This window comes from Nocardia bovistercoris (genome assembly GCF_015674855.1).
Classification (GTDB): Bacteria; Actinomycetota; Actinomycetes; order Mycobacteriales; family Mycobacteriaceae; genus Nocardia; species Nocardia bovistercoris.
The window spans coordinates 132,256-151,334 of the sequence record NZ_JADMLG010000002.1 but is presented as its reverse complement, the minus strand read 5'-3'; the positions used below and the strand labels follow the sequence as shown (position 1 = coordinate 151,334).

Here is a 19,079-nt window from a genome sequence, read left to right as displayed (position 1 = left end):
GAATAGTCGGGCATGGTGTGTACGAATGGTCGCTATATCCGTGTCGTTTTGGTCGCGCAGTAGGTGTCGTTCTGGTCGCAAACCGGCGCTATGGGGCGAGGTAAAGGAGGGCGCCACGGCTTGACTATCTGCCCAGGCCCGACAACGGGTATCGGGCCTGGGTATGTCATGCGTTCGGGTGGCCGTAGTGGGCGGCTACCTGTTCGGAGGTGGCCCAGCGGGAGTAGGTGGGGGATTGGGGCCAGCCTTCGGGGGAGTCCTGCCATTCCTCTTGGCGGCCGTAGGGCAGGAGGTCGATGAGGGCGAAGGTGTGAGTGAGTTGTTCGGTGCCGCGGCCGTCGGTGTGCCAGGTGCGGTAGACGGTGTCGCCGTCGCGGAGGAAGACGTTGACGGCGAAGCCTGCGCCGGGTGCGGCGCCCACGTCGGCGCCGAAAGGGCTGTCGGCGGTGGAGTACCAGGTCATGGCGTTGCCGACGCGGTGTTTGTAGGCGAGGGCTTCATCGATGGGGCCCTGGGTGACGACGACGAAGCGGGCGTCCCAGGCTTCGAGGAACTCCAGGCGGGTGAACTGGGAGGTGAAGCCGGTGCAGCCGGGGCACTGCCACTGTTTGCCCGGAAACCACATGTGGTTGTAGACGATCAGCTGGGATCTGCCGTCGAAGATGTCCGCGAGACGGGTCGGGCCGTGCTCGCCTTCGAGCACGTAGTCGGGCATTTCCACCATGGGCAGGCGGCGGCGTTGGGCGGCGATGGCGTCGAGTTCGCGGGTCGCGGCCTTCTCGCGGACACGCAGAGCGTCGAGTTCGCGCCGCCAGGTTTCGGCGTCGACAACGGGCGGTTGTGCGCTGGTACTCATCAAGTCCTCGCGATCGCAGGGTGCGGGTGTCATCGATGTGGACCGCGTTCGGTCACCGAATTAATCGGTCTGGTACTCCGCGCCGCGCGATTCCCATCGCGAGTGACCACTTCGGTGCGGCACGGTGCTGATAGCGGGACTCGTGCGATCGCGGCCGTGCCGGACTTGCGAGTGCTGTCCGGGGTGCCTCCGCCACGCTGCGGTGAAAGCGTCGACGCGAAAGTCGCTACGGATGGGTAGTCGGGCACCTATGTGGCCCTGCGGTTTTCGATCCGATCGGTCGGCGTCTCATTCGGCCTGCTGTTCGCGACGCAAAATGAGCAGGGTGATCTCGCTCGGTGCGAAGACGCGGAGTTGGGGGCCCCAGAATCCGGTGCCTCGGCTGGTGTAGAGCTGGGTGCGTTCGCCGTGGCGGCTGAGTCCGGCGACCACGGGCTGCTCGAGTCGAACCAGGTAGTGGAACGGCCAGATCTGGCCGCCGTGGGTGTGCCCGGAGATCTGGAGGGCGACGCCCGCCGCGGCCGCTTCGGCGACCTGCCTGGGTTGGTGGGCGAGCAGGACGACCGGGAGGGCCGGATCGACGTCCGCGAGCGCGGTGCCGAGGTCGGGGCCGTGGCCGGGCAGGCCTACGCCGGTGGGGTCATCGATGCCCGCCATCACGAGATGGTCGCCGCCGCGGGTCACGATCTCGTGTTGATTGCGTAGCGGTTGCCAGCCGAGGGAGGTCATGTGGTCGATCCAGCCGAGGGCATCGCCGAAGTATTCGTGGTTGCCGGTGATGTAGAAGCGTCCGTAAGGCGCGACGACCTTGCCGAGCGGGTCGACCTGGGCGCGGCGTTTCTCGACGGAACCGTCGGCGAGGTCGCCCGCGTGGCAGGCGATATCGGGGTGCTGGGCGTTCACGGTCTCCACCACGCGCTCCGACCAGCGCAGCCTGTCCAGCGCCGCGTAGTGGGTGTCGGTGACCACGACTACGCGCAGTCCGTCGAGTCCCGCGCCGAGTCCGGGGATGGCGACCTCGACGGTGCGTACTCTCGGTACCCGTCTCGCCTCCGCGATACCCCAGCCGACCAGCGCGGTCGCGATCACGAATACCCCGACCGCGACTATCGGCGCCGGATCGTCGACTCCCGCCTGCCCGAGGACGAAGCCCGCTAGCGTGCCGAGAACCGACCAGCTGAAATACACCCAGGCGATGCCGAGCATGGTGTCGCCGACGATGCTCGCGGCATCGGATTGCCTCGGGCCGTGCCCGAGCAGCATGCAGGCGGGCAGGGTCACGAAGCCGAGGGCGAAGACGGCGGTGCCGATCCAGAAGAAGGCGCCCGCGTCGGCGGGCGCGGCCACCAGCGTCCACCACGGCAGGGCGAACAGGAGGGCGGGGATCGCCAGGAACAGGATCACACGGGGCACGTACTTCAACAGGTCCTCGGAACGACGGGTGAGTGCGGGATCGCCTCCCGCGGACGATGTGGCCTCACCGACGATACCGGCACGCGAGGAGCCGAGATGCCGTCCGCGAGCCCACTCGTACGCCTTCACGGCCCCCGAAGGCGGCTACGGACTCTCGCGGTGATCTGCGTCATAGCGGGAACGTGGCCCCCCGCCAGATCCGAACGTGGCGTCCCCGCCAGATCCGAATGTGGCGTCCCCGTGAGAGCTGGACGTGGCGGCCCCCGCCAGATCCGAACGTGGCGGCCCCCGTGAGTTTCGAACGTGGCGTCCCCGTGAGCTGGACGTGGCGGCCCCCGTGAGTTTCGAACGTGGTCCCTCTGTGAGAGCCGTACGCGGTCCCTCTGTGAGAGCCGAACGTGGCCCCCCGTGAGATCCGAACGCGGTGCCCCCGTGCGAGCCTGCGGGGGCGTCCTACGACGCGGCCGAAAGCAGCACCGGTCGAAGCGTGCACGGGGGTTCAGCGGGCGGGTACGTCGGAGAGGGTCGCGTGCGACGCGCGCCGACATCGCGCGCGAGGTATCCATGTGGCAACATCGTGACGCCGTAACCTGCTGATACGTAATAGTTTTCGCCGACCGGCGCAACTGGGAAATTCGGATGCGCGACGGCGGCCCGTTCTATAGCGTGCGCGGCATGAAAGACCTCGATCGCCCGGCATTCCTGGCCGCCGCGGTGACGGTCGTGCTGTGGGCCTCGGCATTCGTCTTCATCCGCTCCGCGGGCACGGATTTCTCACCCGGCGCGCTTGCCCTCGGGCGGCTGCTCACGGCGTCCATCGCTCTCGTGATCATCCTGCGGATCTCCGGAGAAGGGCTGCCGACGCGCGCGGCGTGGCGCGGGATCGCGATCTCGGGGGTGCTGTGGTTCGGGGTCTACATGGTCGCGCTGAACTGGGGCGAGCGCTACATCGACGCGGGCACGGCCGCGATGGTGATCAACATCGGACCGGTATTGATCGCGCTGCTCGGCGGATTGGTGCTCGGGGAAGGGTTTCCCGCGCGGCTGATGGCCGGGATGGCTGTCTCGTTCGCTGGGGCGATCGTGGTCGGGGTCTCCAATTCGGGCGACGAAGGTCACGCGGCGGTGGGTGTCCTGTTGTGTCTGACGGCCGCCGCGACCTGGGCGATCTCCACGGTCGCGCAGAAGCCCGCGCTGCGGCACGCTTCGGCGTTGCAGGTCACCACCGGCGGATGTGTGATCGGCGCCGTCGCGTGCTTGCCGTTCACCGGGCAACTCGTGCGTGAGCTCGCGCACGCGCCGGTGACCTCGACGCTCAGCGTGCTGTATCTCGGTGTCTTCCCGACCGCTGTCGCCTTCACCACGTGGGCTTACGCGTTGGCGCGCACGACGGCCGGGAAGATGGGCGTCACCACCTACGCGGTGCCCGCGTTGGTCGTGGCGATGGCGTGGCTCGCGTTGGGGGAGACGCCGAGTCCACTGGCGATCGTCGGCGGGCTGCTCTGCCTGTCCGGTGTCGCGGTGTCCCGGTCGGGCGGTGCCAGGAGAACCGTCACGGCGCGAGCGCGCTGAGTCCGGCGTGCGCTTCGGTCGAGTGCCCACCTACCGCGCGTGCCACTGTCGAGTCGGCCGATCACATCGGACCGGGTCGAGTCGGCCGATCACATCGGACCCGGTCGCCGCGGCGGTATCGGATTCGGCGCATAGCCGCGCCCCGGTGCAGGCCCGGGCCGATTCTCGTGCGGCCGATAGCGTTCGGTCCCGCCGGGCGGTGTCGGCGGACGCGGTGTCGGCGGTCCGTCCTCGCGTCGCGGTACGCGCACCGCGGTGGCGCGAACCGTGGCCGCTGTCGCGCGCGTGCCGAAATCGTAGGCGGTCTCCGCGTGTTCGGCTTCGTCTATGCCTTCGAACTCGGCGTGCTTGTCGATACGGAAGCCGATCGTCTTGTGCACCAACCAGGCCAGGATCGCCGCGCAGACGAACGAGTAGGTGAACACCGAGCCCGCCGCGATCGCTTGGCGCGCGAGCTGTTGCCAGCCGCCGCCGTGCAGCAGCCCGTCGCTGCCCGCCGGATTCACCGCGGCGTCGGCGAATACCCCGACGAGCAGGGTGCCGACGAGTCCGCCGAACAGGTGCACGCCGACCACGTCGAGCGAATCGTCGTAGTGGAACGTGAACTTCAGCGCGACCGCGAGCGCGCACACCACACCGGCGACCGCGCCGATCGCCGCCGCCGCGACCGGGTCGACGTAACCGCAGGCGGGGGTGATCGCGACCAGCCCCGCCACGGCCCCCGACGCCGCGCCGAGGGTGGTGGGTTTACCGTCGCGCACCTGCTCCACGATGATCCACGCCAGCGAGGCCGCCCCGGTGGCGAGGGTGGTGTTGGTGAAGGCAAGTGCCGCGAGGTCGTTGGCGCCGAGCGCGGAGCCCGCGTTGAACCCGTACCAGCCGAACCACAGCAGCGCGGCGCCGAGCAGGACGAACGGCACATTGTGCGGGCGCGGTGTGCTCTGCGGCCAGCCGCGTCGCCTGCCGACCACGATGGCCACCGCGAGACCGGCCGCGCCCGCGTTGATGTGCACCGCGGTGCCGCCCGCGAAGTCGAGTGCGCCCAGTTCGTTGGCTATCCAACCGCCGGTGTTGTCGGAGACGCCCGCTGCGTCGGTGTCGGTGAACCCGTCGAAGTTGAAAACCCAGTGCGCGACCGGGAAGTAGACGATCGAGCACCAGCCGACGGCGAAGACGATCCACGCCCAGAATTTGGCGCGTTCGGCGAGGGAACCACAGATCAGGGCGGTGGTGACGACGGCGAACATGAGCTGGAACATGACGAAGGCCATGGTCGGGATCTGGTGGCCCGCAGGTCCGGACAGCGTGCCCTGGGTATCGCGCAACAGCGCGTGCGACATGTCGCCGACCAGGCCGCGGTACGCGTCGTCACCGAATGCCTCGCTGTAGCCGTAGAGCAGCCACAGCGTGCCGACCACACCGAGGGTGCAGAAGTTCATCATCAGCATGTTGAGCACGCTCTTGGCGCCGACCATGCCGCCGTAGAAGAAGGCGAGGCCGGGCGTCATCAACATGACCAGCGCGGTACTCGCCAACACCCAGGCGGTATCTCCCGAATTCACTGTCGTACCCCTTGTCGGACGGGTTCGCGTGAAGCATCGGAAGGTCCTGTTTCTGTGACACGCCGGGTGTGTTTCGACTCGGTGAAATCTGCGCCGAACGGTTGCTGAGCGTCAGGAAAGGGGCCGCCGTAGGTGCTGTCCGGGGGGATCCGGCGGTGTGCGCGGTCGCCCGCCTCACACCAGCGCGAGCACCCGGCACGGCCCGCCGGTACCACCGGCGTGCTTCGGCGCGCCGACCACCACGGTCGCGCCCGAGGCCGGTGCGGCGCCGAGATCGGCCAGCATCTCCACGCCGTAGCGGCCCGCGCCGAGTATCGCTGTGTGCGCGTCGTAGTCGGGGCTGGTCGCGGCATCCAGGCTCAGGGTGTCCACGCCGACGCCGACCACGTCGCAGTCGGAGACCAGGTACCGCGCCGCCTCGGGATCGATGCCGGGCGCATGCGGAACGTCGTCGCCGTCGAGGTTGACGAACGCGGCCGCGTCGGCGAAGCGGCGCTCCCACCCGGAGTACATGGCGACGAAGGCGCGCGGCGGGATGGCGCCGTATCGGGTCTGCCAGTCGTCGATGTCGGCGCGGGTGAGAGTGGCGTCGGGATCGACGACGGCCTTCGCGCTGATGTCGATGACCACCAGCGGGGCGAGCAGGTCCGGCGCGGCGATGGCCTCGGTGCTCAGTCCGCCGGGCACCCGGTGCACGGGCGCGTCGAGATGGGTTCCGGTGTGCTCCCACATGGCAAGTGCGTGTTGGGCGAATCCGCCCGCGGCGTGCAGTGCGACCGGGAGCAGCGTCGGCGGCGGATTCCCCGGCCAGACCGGCATTCCGGGGGCGATGGTGTGGGTGAGATCGATGACGCGCTGCGGTGCGGCCGCGCGGGCTCTCGGCGCGGCGCTCGCCACGGTCGTCGCGACCGCGGCCGCGCCGAGGGCGCCGAGCAGGCCGCGACGGCTCGGCCGCGCCGCGTTCTCGTGGGCAGATCGGACGACTCCGGGTGCGCACATCGCACGAAAGATACCGGCCGCGGCCCGTCGCGGGCGTATTCCGGATCGGCCACGTCACACACGTCGAGTCTGGCGAATCTACGGCTATCGGGCGGTGCTTCGTCGCGGACGCGACAGGCTTCGGATGTGTGCGAGGCCACCGGTATAGTCGCCGCGGATGAGTAGTTCCCCCGCCGCCGACAATCCGAAGCCAACGCACCGCCGTCTCGGGCGCGTGATGTGGCTTCTCCCGGTGCTACTCGTCGTCCTGGCCTGGTGGTGTCTCACCTCGCCGGTCTGGCCGTGCAAGGAGATCACCGGCGGATTCATCGACCTGCAGGTGTATCGCCTCGGCGTGGAGACCCTCCGCCACGGCGGCGACATGTACGGGCAGCTTCCGCAGACCACCGTCGGCATCGGGCTGCCGTTCATCTACCCGCCGTTCGCCGCGCTGTTCCTCGGCCCGTTCGCGTTGCTGCCGTGGGACGCCGCCGCGTTCACCTTCTTCGTCACCTCGACCGCCGCGCTCGCGCTGACGCTGTACCTGGTCGCGCGCCGGGTGTGGCCGAGTCACGACGCGAGGCGCACCGCCCTGTTCGCCACCGCGTGCGCCGCGCCGTTGGCCATGCTGCTCGAGCCGACCCGGTCGACGCTGGATTTCGGGCAGGTCAATCTGCTGCTGATGGCGCTGGTCGCGGCGGACTGCCTCACCGAGAAGCCGCGGTGGCGGCGCGGCATGCTGGTCGGCATCGCGGCCGCGATCAAGCTCACTCCCGCCGCGTTCGTGATCTACTTCCTGGTCCGCAAGGACTACAAGGCCGCCGTGACCGCCGCGGTGACGGGCGCCGCGGCGACCGCGCTGAGTTTCGCGATCCTGCCCGGCGCGTCGGTGGAGTACTGGTTCGGCGGACTCGGCAATGTCGACGGGCTGAGCGGTTCGGCCTTCCACACCAACCAGAGCATCCAGGCCGTGCTGGCCCGCCTGAAGGTGCCCGAGCCGATATTCACGGTCCTGTGGCTGGTTCTCGGCGCGATCCTGCTCGCCCTCGTGGTGACGGCGATGCGCCGCGCCGCCGACCTGCCCGCGCTGGCACTGGCCATCAACGCGGTGTTCACCCTGCTCGTCTCGCCGATCTCGTGGTCGCACCACTGGATCTGGATCGCGCCCGCGCTGTTCGCGATGGCGGGTTACGCCACCAGATTGCCGTGGCGGCGCGCGGTGCTGTGGTATGCGGTGACGGCTGTGACGGCGGCGGTGTTCGTCTACGGACCACAGAACTGGCTACCGAACGGCGATCAGCGTGAGGAGCAGTGGACGCCGTGGCAGCATTTCACCGGCGACACCTACGTGTGGCTGAGTGTGCTGCTGGTGGTTTTGTCGCTGGTGGCCACTCGGCGTCGCGCGGTCGAACGGGAGCCGCGGCGCGAGCCGGTGGTCACGCCCGAGGTGGTTCCGGTGCCCGCGGTTCCGCAGTAGGTTCTCGACCGGCGGGCTCGCGATCCGGGATTTGGCGCTGCCTACCGCCCGTGAGAGGTGTTCACGGACGGGGCAGCCGTGACTTATTAGACGGGGGGATGCTGAGACGATGCCGTGGCATTCCATGAGAGTTTGCTGAGAACGTCGAAATGCGCGGGATGGAACTCGAAGGCGCATCGCCGGTTCCACGATACCTACTGGTCAGGTCGGTTTGTGACGTGCGTTTCGTGGCATGGCGATCGGGTTCGGCATAACGAGTGCCCGGGCGATCGCCGAGCGGACGCGGGATACCTCGTCGCCTACTCGCGCCGCAGGGCGATCCGGCCGCGCTTTCTGCCCGTGCGTGATGGCCGCGTCCTGTCCGCGCACCACGGTCGCCCGCCGCGGATTTCGTCGCGACAGGTTGCTCCGATCCGGCCGCGCGATAGCCGATTCCCGCTGGTTCCGGCGTGTGATTCGTCGGCGCGGTCAGCGGGATTCGCCGAGTCGGCCGCGAAAACGCCGTGCGTACGGCCGGTTTCGCCGTCATTTGCGGTCCGGCGACCGGAGAAATCAGACCGGTAGGTATTTGTTCACTCCAAACACGCTGCCCCACAATAGTTCCGGCGGTAGGCTAGTACCATCGCCTTCGGCTGTTGTCGAACCGTTCGGCGCCATCACTAGAGGGGTATGACTGTGAGCATGATTCTCGCTGCGGCATATGACATGTACGGCACAGTTGTCGCGCAGGTCGGGAACCCGACCCCGGAGGCGCCGCCGCTCGCCGACAAGATTCTCCAGTTCGTGCGCTTCTTCACGTGGTTCATCCTGCTCGGCGGTGTCGTCGCCATCGTCTACGCGGGCGGCCGATTCGCCTGGGAGAAGTGGTCCGGCGGCGGACTCCAGTCGCCGAAGATGGTGGCGGGCGCCATGATCGGCGGTGTCGTCGCCACCAGCGCGGGCACCATCATGAACGCCGTCATCAACGTGTAGGCGCAGCTCACAGATCCGCGGGGTCGGTATTGGCCCCGCAGAGGACGACGCAGACCCGCTCGCCCGGCTCCGCGCGGTAGCCGCGATCGGGATCGGCCACCGCCGCCACTGCGGTGGCCGCGCCGTTCTCGACGGCGATGCGGTGGCGCGCCCACATCATCCGTCGCGCCGCGCGGATCTCCTCGTCGCGCACCAGCACGGAGCGGGTGTACGCGGGATCGGCCGCGGCTACCGCCAGCGCGGTGGCCCTGCGGGCGCCGGGCGAGTCGGCCGCCACCGAATCCACCTCCACGTCCACCGGGCGCCCTGCGGCCAGCGCGGCGGCCAACGCGCGACAGTTCCACGGCTCCACCGCGACCGTGCGCACACCGAACCGCCGCGCCGCCGTGGCCACCCCGGCGAACAGGCCACCGCCGCCGACCGCGACGACCACGGTGTCGAGATCGGGCAACTGCCGGTGGATCTCGGACATCAGCGTGCCCGCGCCCGCCGCGACGAGCGGATGGTCATAGGCATGTGACATGAGCGCGCCGCTCGTCTCGGCGTACTCGCGACAGGCGGCGAGCGCTTCGGCGTACTCGACACCGACCAGCCGCACCCGCGCGCCGTAGTCGCGCAGGCGGTCCACTTTCACGGCGGGCGCGTTCGCGGGCAGGAAGACCGTCGCGGTGACGCCGTGGGCTCGAGCGGCCCACGCGCACGCGAGTCCGGCATTGCCGCCCGATGCGATGGTGACGCCCGCCTCGGGCAACGCGTCCCGATCCCGGTGCCACCGCAGGAAATTCAGCGCACCCCTGGCCTTGAACGTGCCGGTGTGCTGCAGGAACTCCAGCGCGAACCACAGCGTGGGCGAGTCGGTCGGCGCGACGACCACCGGCCTGATCCGATCGCCGATCCGCGCCGCGGCGGCTTCGACATCGGCAAAGGTCAACTCGTGTCCCACGGTCGCGCTCATCGAACTCCGATCTGTTGTCGCGCCAACGGCGGCCATGTCTCAGGCCGGGTCGAAGGGCAGGTTGCGGTCGAAGAGGGCGAACAGGTCGTGCAGGTGGCGGTCGTAGGCGTCCTGTCGGAAGATCGGCATATCGCGCATGGTGAAGCCGTGTGCCGCGTCGGGGTAGGTCACCGAGGTGAAGCGGGTGCCCGCGGCTTCCAGTGTCTTGTCGAGCACCTCGATCTGCTCCTGCGGCATGGAGGGGTCGTTCGAGGCGTGCGCGATGAACAGTTCGGCCTCGATCCGGTCGGCGCGGTGGTGGGGGCTGTCGGGATGATCCGCCTGAGCCAGTCCGCCGCCGTGGAAACTGGCCGCGGCGGCGATGGCCGGGCCGTACTCGCCCGCGACGCGCAGCGTCAGTCGCCCGCCGAGGCAGTAGCCGACCACGCCGAATCCGCCGGGGGTGACGAGTTCGGAGTCGGTGAGCCAGTTCAGGTAGGCGCCGGTGTCGCGCAGAGCCAGGTCGGGGGTGAGGGTCGCGCGGATCGGGGCGAGGTCGGCGAAGAACTTCGCGCGCGCGTCCGGTTCGGAGAAATCCGGGACGGCGAGCACCGGGGACGGCCCGGAGCGGTGGAAGAGGTTCGGGGCGAGCACCGTGCAGCCGTGCGCGGCCACGGTTTCCACCATTTCGCGTAGCCACGGGCGCAATCCGAAGGCGTCCATGAGGAACAGCACGCCGGGATGGGCGCGCCCGTCGTCGGGGTGGGCGAGATAGGCGTCGGCGTCGCCGTCCGGAGTCGGAACGTCGAGTGTGTGGAATGCGACGGATAACGTCATCGAGTTTCTCCAAGACGAATGGCGACTGGAAGGCGGACGGGTGACGGCGCTGTCACGACCACCCGCGCGATCCTAGTCCCCGATCGCGTCCGCACGCCGACCGACTATTTCCGGAGTCCGCCGGATTTCATTTGCCGACAAATTGCGAAAATTCGAGCACTGTATTGTGTTCCGCGCAAGATGTTTTTCGCTGTGTTCGATCGTTGAATCCTGCCCGTGCGCTTGTCACGCGGCGCGACGAGAGGTTGACCTGTGAGACTGATCTGGATGGCGGCGGCCGCGCTACTGGCCGTCGCGGTGGCGGGGTGCTCCGGTGGTGAGTCCTCCGAGGCGGCTGTGACCTCGTCGGGCGAGTCGATACCCACTGGCTTCGAGGCCGCCGCGCCGGAGGCCGATCAACATACGGAGGCGCAGGAGGGCGGAGTGCGCATCGCGGTGGGGGAGACCGGACCGGTATTCGTGCCCGCCGACGCCATCATGGAAATCAAGGCTCCCGCCGAATGGGGTGACGCCCTGTCCGGATTGCGCTGCACGGTAACCGACAGCACCGGCCGAAATGAGGATCTACGGTCGTCGGATGTGAAGAAGCGCGAGCGGATCGCGGGTGGTGAATGGGTCACGCTGTGGACGTTTTCCGCGCAGCCCGCCACCGAGGTGACCGTCGGCTGCAAGGATCCTGGCGCCCGCGTCCAGGGTGCGGGACGGCACACCGTGCTGGTCGCGGCCCGAGGCACGATCCCCGTGCCGAACCCCGCCCCCATTCCGAGCGCTCCTGAACCGAACCCGGCTGCGGTCCCGAACGTTGCTCCTGTGCCGAACCCCGCCCCCGTGCCGAACTGAGCGGGCGACACATGCGCCACGGTGGTGATGCGTAGCCTGGGTGCGGTGGAGACGGCCTATCGCGAACGTCCGTCGCGCCTGGCGGGTGCGGTGTTGTGGACCCGCACGGTGACCGGCGCCGACGCCGCCGTGCCGGTGCTCCCTGACGGCTGCATCGATGTGATGTGGCGCGACGGCCTGCTCGTCGTCGCCGGACCCGACACCGCCGCCTTCCGACCCGACGCGCCCGTTGGCGCCGAGTTCGCGGGCATCCGTTTCTTCCCCGGTTCCGGGCCCGCCCTACTCGGTGTTCCCGCCGACGAGATACGGGACCGGCGGGTGGCGCTCGCTGATCTGTGGCCCGCCGTGACGGTGCGTGAACTCACCGAGCGGGTCGACGACGCCGAGGACCGGCTCACCGCGCTGGAGTCGCTTGCCGTGGACCACGCGTCCCGCGTCGCCGCGCCCGACCCGGTGCTGCGCGGCATCGTCGCGGCGCTGGACGCGGGTTCCTCGATCGGCGAGACCGCCCGCCGCACCGGCCTGCATCCGAGGGCGCTGCACCGGCGTTCGCTCGCGGCTTTCGGCTACGGCCCCAAGACGCTGGCGCGAATCCTGCGGTTCCAGCGCGCGGTCTCGATGGCGCGGGCCGGTACGGCGCCCGCCGACACCGCCGCCGCCACCGGCTACGCGGATCAGGCCCACTTGTCCCGCGAGGTGCGGGAGCTGGCGGGAATGCCATTGGGCGAGTTGCTCACCCGCGGCGGTGCTGAGCCGAGCGGTGGTGGCTGGTCGAGCTGTGGTGGCTAGCCCGAGGCTGGTGCTCGGCCGAGGGGACGAGGGTGGTGCCTGGCCGAGGGTGGTGTCTGGGGCAGGGTGGCGCCTAGCCGAGGGCGGCGTACAGGTCGATGCCGTTGCCGTCGGGATCGTTGACGACCGCGTAGCGCTGCCCCCACGGCGCGTCCCACGGTTTCAGCTCACCGTGATATCCGGCGTCGACCAGGTCCGCGTACACGGCGTCGACTTCGGCCGGGGCGGCGCAGCGGAACGCGAGGGCGACGCGTCCGCCGTCGCGGGGCGGGGTCCATTCGGAGTGGAAGGATCGCACGGTGGCTTCGGTGTCGAGGGCGATGCGCAGGCCGCCCGCGATGGTGGCCTCGGTGTGCGGCGCCTGCTCGGCGCCGTCCGGGAATTCCAGGCCGAGGCGGCGGTAGAAGGCGAGGGAGGCGGCCATATCCGAGACCACGATGCCGATGAAGTCGAGTTGCGGTGTCATGTCGGCAGCGTAGGCCGGGCGACGCGACGCGGTCTTGAAGGAATCGGACAGCCGGGTCAGCGGGTCGGCGCGGGCACCAGTTCGGCGATCAGGTTCTCCACGAGGATGCGGATCCGGTCGCGCACGGTGCGCACCACCTCGATGCCTTGTCCCGACGCTTCGGGAACGACCCAGTCGCGGTAGCTGATGCCGGGGAAGTAGGGGCATGCTTCGCCGCAGCCCATGGTGACGACGACATCGGACAGCCCGACCGCTTCGTCGGTCAGCTGTTTCGGGGTGCCGCCGGCGATGTCGATGCCGACCTCGGCCATGGCCGCGATCGCCACGGGGTCGATATTCGCCGCGGGGGCGCTGCCCGCGGTTCGTACTTCGATGCGGTCACCGGCGAGTGCGGTGAGGAATCCGGCGGCCATGGGTGAGGATCCGGAATTGTGTACGCAGACGAACAGCACACTGGGTGTGTGGGCCATCGAGCGCCTTTCGGTGTGAAGATCGAACGTATCGTGGTGTGCCCCGCGGCCGGGTGGCCGTCCCGGTGCGGGATCTTCGGGGGAACACTCGGTCGAAACGCTGTCGTAGCGTAAGGGATACGGGCATATCGCCGGTCACGTCGGGCACCGATGGCCGTGCTCGCCGTATGCGGGTAGGTGATAGCCCGAGAATTGCCGTGCTGGTGAGGGGCGGTGCGGTCCGGAATCGCCGCCGTCGTGGCGGCCTGCGGGCGGTATGCCGGGCTTCGGCGTGTCTTGCTCGGCGTGCCGTGAAACGACGACACCACGCCCGCCGATCGCGGCGGGCGTGGTGCGAGAGGGGGATTCGATCGCGGTTCAGACCGGGCGGTGCGCGATGACCGCGCGCAACCTGGCCCGATCGCGTTCGAGGCGACGGGCTTCGTAGGCGATCGGGAAGTAGCGCAGGCGTTCCGGGAGCAGCGGCAGACCGTGGGCGACGACCCGGCCGATGATCCGCAGTTTCCGCTCGTCGGCAGCGCTCCACTCCAGGCCGAGTTTGCGCCGCGCGGCGTCCGGCGTCGTACCGACGGTCACGAAGTGCTGCAACCTCCCGACCGGCGACAGCGCCGCCTTCCACACCGGGACCAGCGCCCGCGGAAGCTGTTTCGGCGCGCCGACCGAGCGGATGACGCGCAGGTAGTCGCGCGCGGTGTCGGTGGCGACGAGGCGGTTGTCCACCATGTCCTCGAAGTATTTCTCGAAGGCGGCGTAGTCCTGCGGAATCTCCTTGGGCGGCACCGAGAAATTGCGTAGGAGTTGCACGGCCTCGGCATAGTAGGCCTGCTTCTCCTCGGCGGTGAGCGGTCGCTTCGAGAAGTATTCGGCGTTCTCGGTGAACGCGAAGGTGCCCGTGTGCAATACCCAGGCCCACGGGCCGCTCGACAGCGCCGTGTGTCGCACCCCGTCGGGCGTTGTGGTGTTCAGGGGGGCGTGCATGGCCCGCAGTCGGTCGGCCTCGGCGACGCCTTCCTCGCCGCCGTAGACCCACATCATCACCGAGGCGATGCTGCGCAGGGCGCGGCCGGTGGGGTCGGTGCGGAAGGTGGAGTGTTCGTCGACGACCGCGGAGATGGTGGGTTCCATGGTCTGGAGCAGGAAGGCGGAGCCCGCGGTCAGGGAGAAGGTGACCAGTCCGGTTTCGTCCCACATGCGTGATCCGGGTGCGAAGGGGCGGCGCGGGGGCAGGTCACGCGCGTCGATGTGGTCGACTGCCGTGGACGCGGTCATGGGCGATCTCCTTCGATCAACCGAATTCAGGATGATGAGAGACTTATCCTAACATCGTCTCATCGTCTCTGCTCGGTCGTGAAGTCCGGGCGGTGGTCGCCGCCGCTCGCGCCGGCTAGGCTGCTGGATATGACGAGCGAGTGGCGCGGGCGACCCGGTCGGATCGGCGCACTGACCGGCGCGGGCATCTCGACGGATTCCGGAATCCCCGACTTCCGCGGCCCGCGCGGCGTGTGGACCACCGACCCCATCGCCGAACTGCTCTCCACCTACGACAACTACCTCGCCGACCCCGACCTGCGGGTGCGGTCCTGGCAGGCGCGCCGGGACAATCCGGCCTGGGGCGCCGAGCCGAACGCGGCGCACAAGGCGCTGGCCGAACTCGCCGACGGCGGGCGCGCGGTCACCATCATCACCCAGAACATCGACCGCCTGCACCAGCGCGCCGGATCGGCGCCGGATCGGGTGATCGAGATCCACGGCAACATGTTCGACGTGGTGTGCGTCGAATGCGAGTACGCGACGAGCATGGCCGCGACCCTCGAACGCGTCGCGGCGGGCGAACCCGACCCGCCGTGCCCCGACTGCGGCGCCGTCCTCAAGGCGGGCGTCATCATGTTCGGCCAGCAGCTGGACCGCGCGAGTCTGCTCAAGGCGACCTTGACCGCGCAGACCAGCGACATCTTCCTGGCCATCGGTACCTCGTTGCAGGTCGAGCCCGCCGCGTCGATGTGCGCGATCGCGGTCGAGCACGGCGCGGACCTGATCATCGTGAATGCCGAACCGACACCGTACGATTCGATGGCCACCGAGGTCGTCCGCGAACCCATCGGCGTCGCGGTGCCCGCGCTGGTCGCCGATCTGCTCGCGGCGCGCGAGGATCTGACCGGCTAGCCGACCGGCCCGAGCACGCGTTCCAGATAGGCGTTGGCGAACAGTCCGCCGGGGTCGAGGCGGCGGCGCACCGCCGCGAAACGCTCCCACTCCGGATAGCGTTCGCGCAGGGTGTCCGCGGTCTGGAAGTGCCGTTTACCCCAGTGCGGTCTGCCCTCGTAGGCGTCGAAAACCTGTTCGCAGGCACGGAAATACGGTTCCCATTCCGCGCCGCGATGTTGGTGCACCGCGATGTAGCAGGTGTCGCGTCCGTGTGCGGGCGAGAGGTACGCGTCGTCGGGGGCCACCCAGCGCACCTCGATCGGCATGGGGGTGTCGAATCCCTTGGCGAGTTCCTTGATTTCGCGGATCGCGTCGACGCAGGCCGCGCGCGGCACCGCGTATTCCATCTCGGTGAAGCGAACGAGCCTGGGGGAGGCGAAGACTCGGTACGAGCGATCGACCTGGCGGCGGTAGCTGCCCGCGTATGCCGCGCCCCGGTGGATCCAGGGGATCAGGCTCGGCTGCCACCGGCCGAGATGGCACATGGCGTCGAAAGCGTAGTTGGACATGAGGATGTCGGCGAACCAGTCGACGGCCTTGCCGCGCGGTTGCTCGAGCACATCGACCCGGTTGTTGCGCTTGGTGAGGGCGAGGTGGCTGTGCGCGAACATGTAGAACTCGAAATGGTCGTTGCCGTCGACGTATCGGTCCAGGTCGGCGAGGACGTCCTCGACCGGGACCGGTCGTTCGATGCCTTCGAGGACGAAGGACGGGACCATCCGCAGGGTCATGGCGGTGACGACGCCGAGCGCGCCGATGCCGACGCGTGCGGCGCGCCAACCTTCGGGGTCGGAGTCGGCGTTCAATTCGACGCGGGTGCCGTCGGCGCGTGCGAGTTCGACGGATTCGACTGCCGCCGAGAGGTTCTGCAGGGTCGCGCCGGTGCCGTGGGTGCCGGTGGCGGTCGCGCCCGCGACGGTCTGCACGTCGATGTCGCCGAGGTTGGGGAAGGCGAGTCCGGCGGCGTGCAGCGCGGTGCTCGCGGTATGAAGCGTGATACCGCCCTGCACGCGGACCAGCCCGTTCGCGCCGTCGACCGCGAGGATGCGGTTCATCTTCGACAGGTTCATCAGCACGCCGTCGGTGAGGACGGTGTCGGTGAACGAGTGTCCGGCGCCCGCGACCCGGACGCGCTGTCCGCGCGCGGCGGCCCCGGTGAGGATCGCGCTCACCTCGTCGGGGTCGCGTGGGGCGGCGACGGCGGCGGGCGTGCACCGTTGATCGCCCGCCCAGTTCACCCACGAGTTGGTCATTCGTCCAACTGTAGGGGATCGGCTGTGGCGAGCGCTAGTTATTCGCTGGATCGGTCCCGGTCAGCGCCGTCGGCCCGCGCAGGAGGTGTGCGACTTCGCCAATTCCACCTCGTCGTCGGTGAGCGGCGGCACGCTGAGTTCGCGCCGCGGCACCGAATCCGAGCGGACGCCGTTGAGCGCGATCGCCATATACCGTTGCCAGGTCGTCGGATTCACCGGCTTGGAGAACTCGGCCAGCGCGTCCACCATGTGGATCAGCGCGAAGAAGTCGCTCGCCTCGACGCCGGGGGCGAGCGCGCCCGCCTCGGCCGCGCGATCGATGACCGCGGCGATGGTCGGCTTCATCCGGTCGCGCACCTTGGTGAAGCGGTCCATATCGTCCTCGAGCTCGAGCATCACCTCGCTGAAGCCGCGATTGGTCGCCAAGTGCGTGCATGCGTACTCGAAGAACTGCACCAGTCCGAGCCACGGGTCCGGATGGCGGGCCGCGTCCTCGGCGGCGGTCGCGAATTCCGTGACGTTCTGCTCGAAGACCTCGGCGATCAATTCCTTCTTGTTCGCGAAGCGACGATAGACCGTGCCGACGCCGACCCCCGCGCGTTCTGCGACGTCGTCGAGGGTGATCTCGAGGCCGTGATCGGCGAAGAGTTCGCGTGCGGCGGCGACGATCCGCTGTTGATTGCGAGCGGCGTCCGCGCGTAGACGTCGAGGCGGGGCGGAGGCCGTGGCGTGATTCACACCAACATGTTACCAATTGCCGGGATTAAGCGGAGGTGATCCCTCCGTTCTTCTGTTATCGTTCCACATAGAAGCGGAGGGGATTCCTCCGGATAATCTGATTCGCCATGAGGGGACATATGACTACCACGATCGATCGTGGGGCGCGGGCCCCCGAGAAGCCGGACTCCGGCAGGCGCGGCTCACACGCCATGCGCTGGTGGGTGCTCGCCGTACTCGGCGTCGCACAGCTGATGGTCGTACTCGACGCCACCGTCGTGAACATCGCACTGCCCGCCGCCCAACTCGACCTCGGCTTCGGCGACGCCGACCGGCAATGGGTCGTCACCGGCTACGCCCTCGCCTTCGGCAGCCTGCTGCTGCTCGGCGGGCGGCTCAGCGACCTGTTCGGCAGGCGCAACACCTTCATCACCGGCCTCGTCGGCTTCGCCGTCGCCTCCGCGGTCGGCGGCGCGGCCACCAGCTTCGAGATGCTGGTCGCCGCGCGCGTCGGCCAGGGCGTCTTCGGCGCGCTGCTCGCACCGGCGGCGCTGTCACTGCTCACCGTTACCTTCACCGAACCCTCCGAACGCGCCAAGGCGTTCGGCATCTTCGGCGCGGTCGCGGGCACCGGCGGCGCGCTCGGACTGCTGATCGGCGGCATGCTCACCGAATGGGCGTCATGGCGCTGGGTGATGTTCGTCAACCTGATCTTCGCCGCGATCGCCCTCGTCGGCGCGGTGCTGCTGCTCGCGAGGCATACGGTCACCCAACGGCCGAAACTGGACATTCCCGGCACCGTCGTGGTCACGGCCGCGCTGTTCGGCATCGTGTACGGGTTCTCGCACGCGGAGAGCGCCGGTTGGAGCAATCCGGTCACCCTGCTGTTCCTGATCGGCGGCGCGGCGCTGCTCGCGGTGTTCGTCGTGATCGAGACCAGGGTCGCGCATCCGCTGCTGCCGCTGCGCATCGTGCTCGACCGCACCCGAGGCGGCTCCTACCTGACCGTCTTCGTGATGGGCATCGGGATGTTCGCGATCTTCCTGTTCCTCACCTACTACATGCAATTGAGCATGGGGTACTCGCCGATCGTCACCGGCCTCGCCTTCCTGCCCTTGGTCGCGGGCATGATCGTGTCGTCCACGACGACGCCGTCGCTGCTGCTGCCCCGCGTCGGACCGAAGGTCATCTTGACGGCGGGTTTCCTGATCGCCGCGGCGGGCATGGCGTGGCTGACCAGGATCGGCCTCGACACCGGATACGCCACCCACGTGCTGCCCGCGCTGATCCTGCTCGGCCTCGGACTCGGCGGCGCGATGGCGACCGCCTTCCAGGGCGCGACCTCGGCGGTGCGCCACGAGGACGCGGGCGTTGCCTCGGCGATGATCAACACCAGCCAACAGGTCGGCGGTTCGATCGGCACCGCGCTGCTCAGCACGATCGCGGCGTCGGCGGCCTCGGACTATCTCGCGGGCGCGCAGCCGAATCCGCTCGCCGTGGCGCAGGCGCAGATCGAGAGCTACACCACCAGCTTCTGGTGGGCCACCGCGATTTTCGTCGCGGGTGCGATCGTCTCGGCGGTGCTGATGCCGAACAAGGCGCCGGTTCCCGCCGAAGGCGAACCGGTGCTCGCGCACTGAGATCCCGTCGCGTCGCCTGAGAAGAGACTGTTTCACCCACGGTGCCCGTGTCTGTCGACACGGGCACCGTGCGGTGTGTCGGTGGCGGTCCGTGTGGG

General features: G+C 69.0%; 18 protein-coding genes. 7 read left to right on the top strand and 11 right to left on the bottom strand.

The window, feature by feature from the left end:
* Positions 1-166 precede the first annotated feature (166 nt).
* Positions 167-856, bottom strand: coding sequence for a DUF899 domain-containing protein (locus tag IT779_RS04700; RefSeq protein ID WP_196147950.1), 690 nt, complete (start codon positions 854-856; stop codon positions 167-169).
* A gap of 288 nt (positions 857-1,144) precedes the next feature.
* The gene (locus IT779_RS04695; protein WP_198428232.1) at positions 1,145-2,278 is read right to left on the bottom strand and encodes a metallophosphoesterase; all 1,134 of its coding nucleotides are present in this window, start codon (positions 2,276-2,278) and stop codon (positions 1,145-1,147) included.
* A gap of 666 nt (positions 2,279-2,944) precedes the next feature.
* Between IT779_RS04695 and IT779_RS04690 the strand changes: the two genes are divergently transcribed.
* The gene (locus IT779_RS04690; RefSeq protein WP_196147949.1) at positions 2,945-3,841 is read left to right on the top strand and encodes a DMT family transporter; all 897 of its coding nucleotides are present in this window, start codon (positions 2,945-2,947) and stop codon (positions 3,839-3,841) included.
* 89 nt (positions 3,842-3,930) lie between these two features.
* Here the strand turns inward: IT779_RS04690 and IT779_RS04685 are convergent, their stop codons facing one another.
* Positions 3,931-5,403, bottom strand: a complete 1,473-nt coding sequence (locus IT779_RS04685; RefSeq protein ID WP_196147948.1) for an ammonium transporter — start codon at positions 5,401-5,403, stop codon at positions 3,931-3,933.
* 174 nt (positions 5,404-5,577) lie between these two features.
* Positions 5,578-6,402 carry a cyclase family protein gene (locus IT779_RS04680; protein ID WP_196147947.1) on the bottom strand — a complete coding sequence of 275 codons (825 nt, stop codon included), beginning with the start codon at positions 6,400-6,402 and terminating at the stop codon, positions 5,578-5,580.
* Between the two features lie 157 nt (positions 6,403-6,559).
* On the opposite strand from IT779_RS04680, the gene IT779_RS04675 reads away from it, so the two are divergent.
* Together IT779_RS04675 and IT779_RS04670 are read left to right on the top strand one after the other, a co-directional pair.
* Entirely contained in the window at positions 6,560-7,858 is a 1,299-nt protein-coding gene (locus tag IT779_RS04675) for a glycosyltransferase 87 family protein (RefSeq protein WP_196147946.1), read from the top strand.
* A 675-nt stretch (positions 7,859-8,533) separates the two neighbouring features.
* Complete coding sequence (locus IT779_RS04670) at positions 8,534-8,830, top strand: hypothetical protein (RefSeq protein WP_332838705.1); 297 nt, start codon at positions 8,534-8,536, stop codon at positions 8,828-8,830.
* A 7-nt stretch (positions 8,831-8,837) separates the two neighbouring features.
* Here the strand turns inward: IT779_RS04670 and IT779_RS04665 are convergent, their stop codons facing one another.
* Both IT779_RS04665 and IT779_RS04660 read right to left on the bottom strand, forming a co-directional pair.
* Positions 8,838-9,785 carry a serine/threonine dehydratase gene (locus IT779_RS04665; protein WP_196147945.1) on the bottom strand — a complete coding sequence of 316 codons (948 nt, stop codon included), beginning with the start codon at positions 9,783-9,785 and terminating at the stop codon, positions 8,838-8,840.
* Positions 9,786-9,824: 39 nt separating this feature from the next.
* Positions 9,825-10,601 carry a dienelactone hydrolase family protein gene (locus tag IT779_RS04660; protein WP_196147944.1) on the bottom strand — a complete coding sequence of 259 codons (777 nt, stop codon included), beginning with the start codon at positions 10,599-10,601 and terminating at the stop codon, positions 9,825-9,827.
* A gap of 252 nt (positions 10,602-10,853) precedes the next feature.
* Here IT779_RS04660 and IT779_RS04655 point away from each other — a divergent pair, with 252 nt between their 5' ends.
* Positions 10,854-11,441, top strand: coding sequence for a hypothetical protein (locus IT779_RS04655; protein WP_196147943.1), 588 nt, complete (start codon positions 10,854-10,856; stop codon positions 11,439-11,441).
* 45 nt (positions 11,442-11,486) lie between these two features.
* Positions 11,487-12,230, top strand: a complete 744-nt coding sequence (locus IT779_RS04650) for a helix-turn-helix domain-containing protein (protein ID WP_332838650.1) — start codon at positions 11,487-11,489, stop codon at positions 12,228-12,230.
* A gap of 73 nt (positions 12,231-12,303) precedes the next feature.
* Here IT779_RS04650 and IT779_RS04645 read toward each other — a convergent pair whose 3' ends face one another.
* From IT779_RS04645 to IT779_RS04635, 3 genes are all read right to left on the bottom strand, one after another.
* Positions 12,304-12,696 carry a VOC family protein gene (locus IT779_RS04645; RefSeq protein WP_196147941.1) on the bottom strand — a complete coding sequence of 131 codons (393 nt, stop codon included), beginning with the start codon at positions 12,694-12,696 and terminating at the stop codon, positions 12,304-12,306.
* A 56-nt stretch (positions 12,697-12,752) separates the two neighbouring features.
* A complete protein-coding gene (locus IT779_RS04640) occupies positions 12,753-13,166 on the bottom strand; it encodes an arsenate reductase ArsC (protein ID WP_196147940.1) in 414 nt (137 codons plus the stop codon).
* 357 nt (positions 13,167-13,523) lie between these two features.
* Entirely contained in the window at positions 13,524-14,435 is a 912-nt protein-coding gene (locus IT779_RS04635; protein WP_196147939.1) for an oxygenase MpaB family protein, read from the bottom strand.
* Between the two features lie 129 nt (positions 14,436-14,564).
* On the opposite strand from IT779_RS04635, the gene IT779_RS04630 reads away from it, so the two are divergent.
* On the top strand, positions 14,565-15,329 hold the full coding sequence (locus tag IT779_RS04630; protein WP_196147938.1) for an SIR2 family NAD-dependent protein deacylase: 765 nt from the start codon (positions 14,565-14,567) through the stop codon (positions 15,327-15,329).
* On the opposite strand, the gene IT779_RS04625 is transcribed toward IT779_RS04630, so the two are convergent.
* A complete protein-coding gene (locus tag IT779_RS04625; protein WP_196147937.1) occupies positions 15,326-16,624 on the bottom strand; it encodes a D-arabinono-1,4-lactone oxidase in 1,299 nt (432 codons plus the stop codon). The genes IT779_RS04630 and IT779_RS04625 overlap by 4 nt on opposite strands.
* 60 nt (positions 16,625-16,684) lie before the next feature.
* Positions 16,685-17,362, bottom strand: a complete 678-nt coding sequence (locus IT779_RS04620) for a TetR/AcrR family transcriptional regulator (RefSeq protein WP_196147936.1) — start codon at positions 17,360-17,362, stop codon at positions 16,685-16,687.
* Between the two features lie 119 nt (positions 17,363-17,481).
* On the opposite strand from IT779_RS04620, the gene IT779_RS04615 reads away from it, so the two are divergent.
* The gene (locus IT779_RS04615; protein WP_196147935.1) at positions 17,482-18,981 is read left to right on the top strand and encodes an MFS transporter; all 1,500 of its coding nucleotides are present in this window, start codon (positions 17,482-17,484) and stop codon (positions 18,979-18,981) included.
* Positions 18,982-19,079 lie beyond the last annotated feature (98 nt).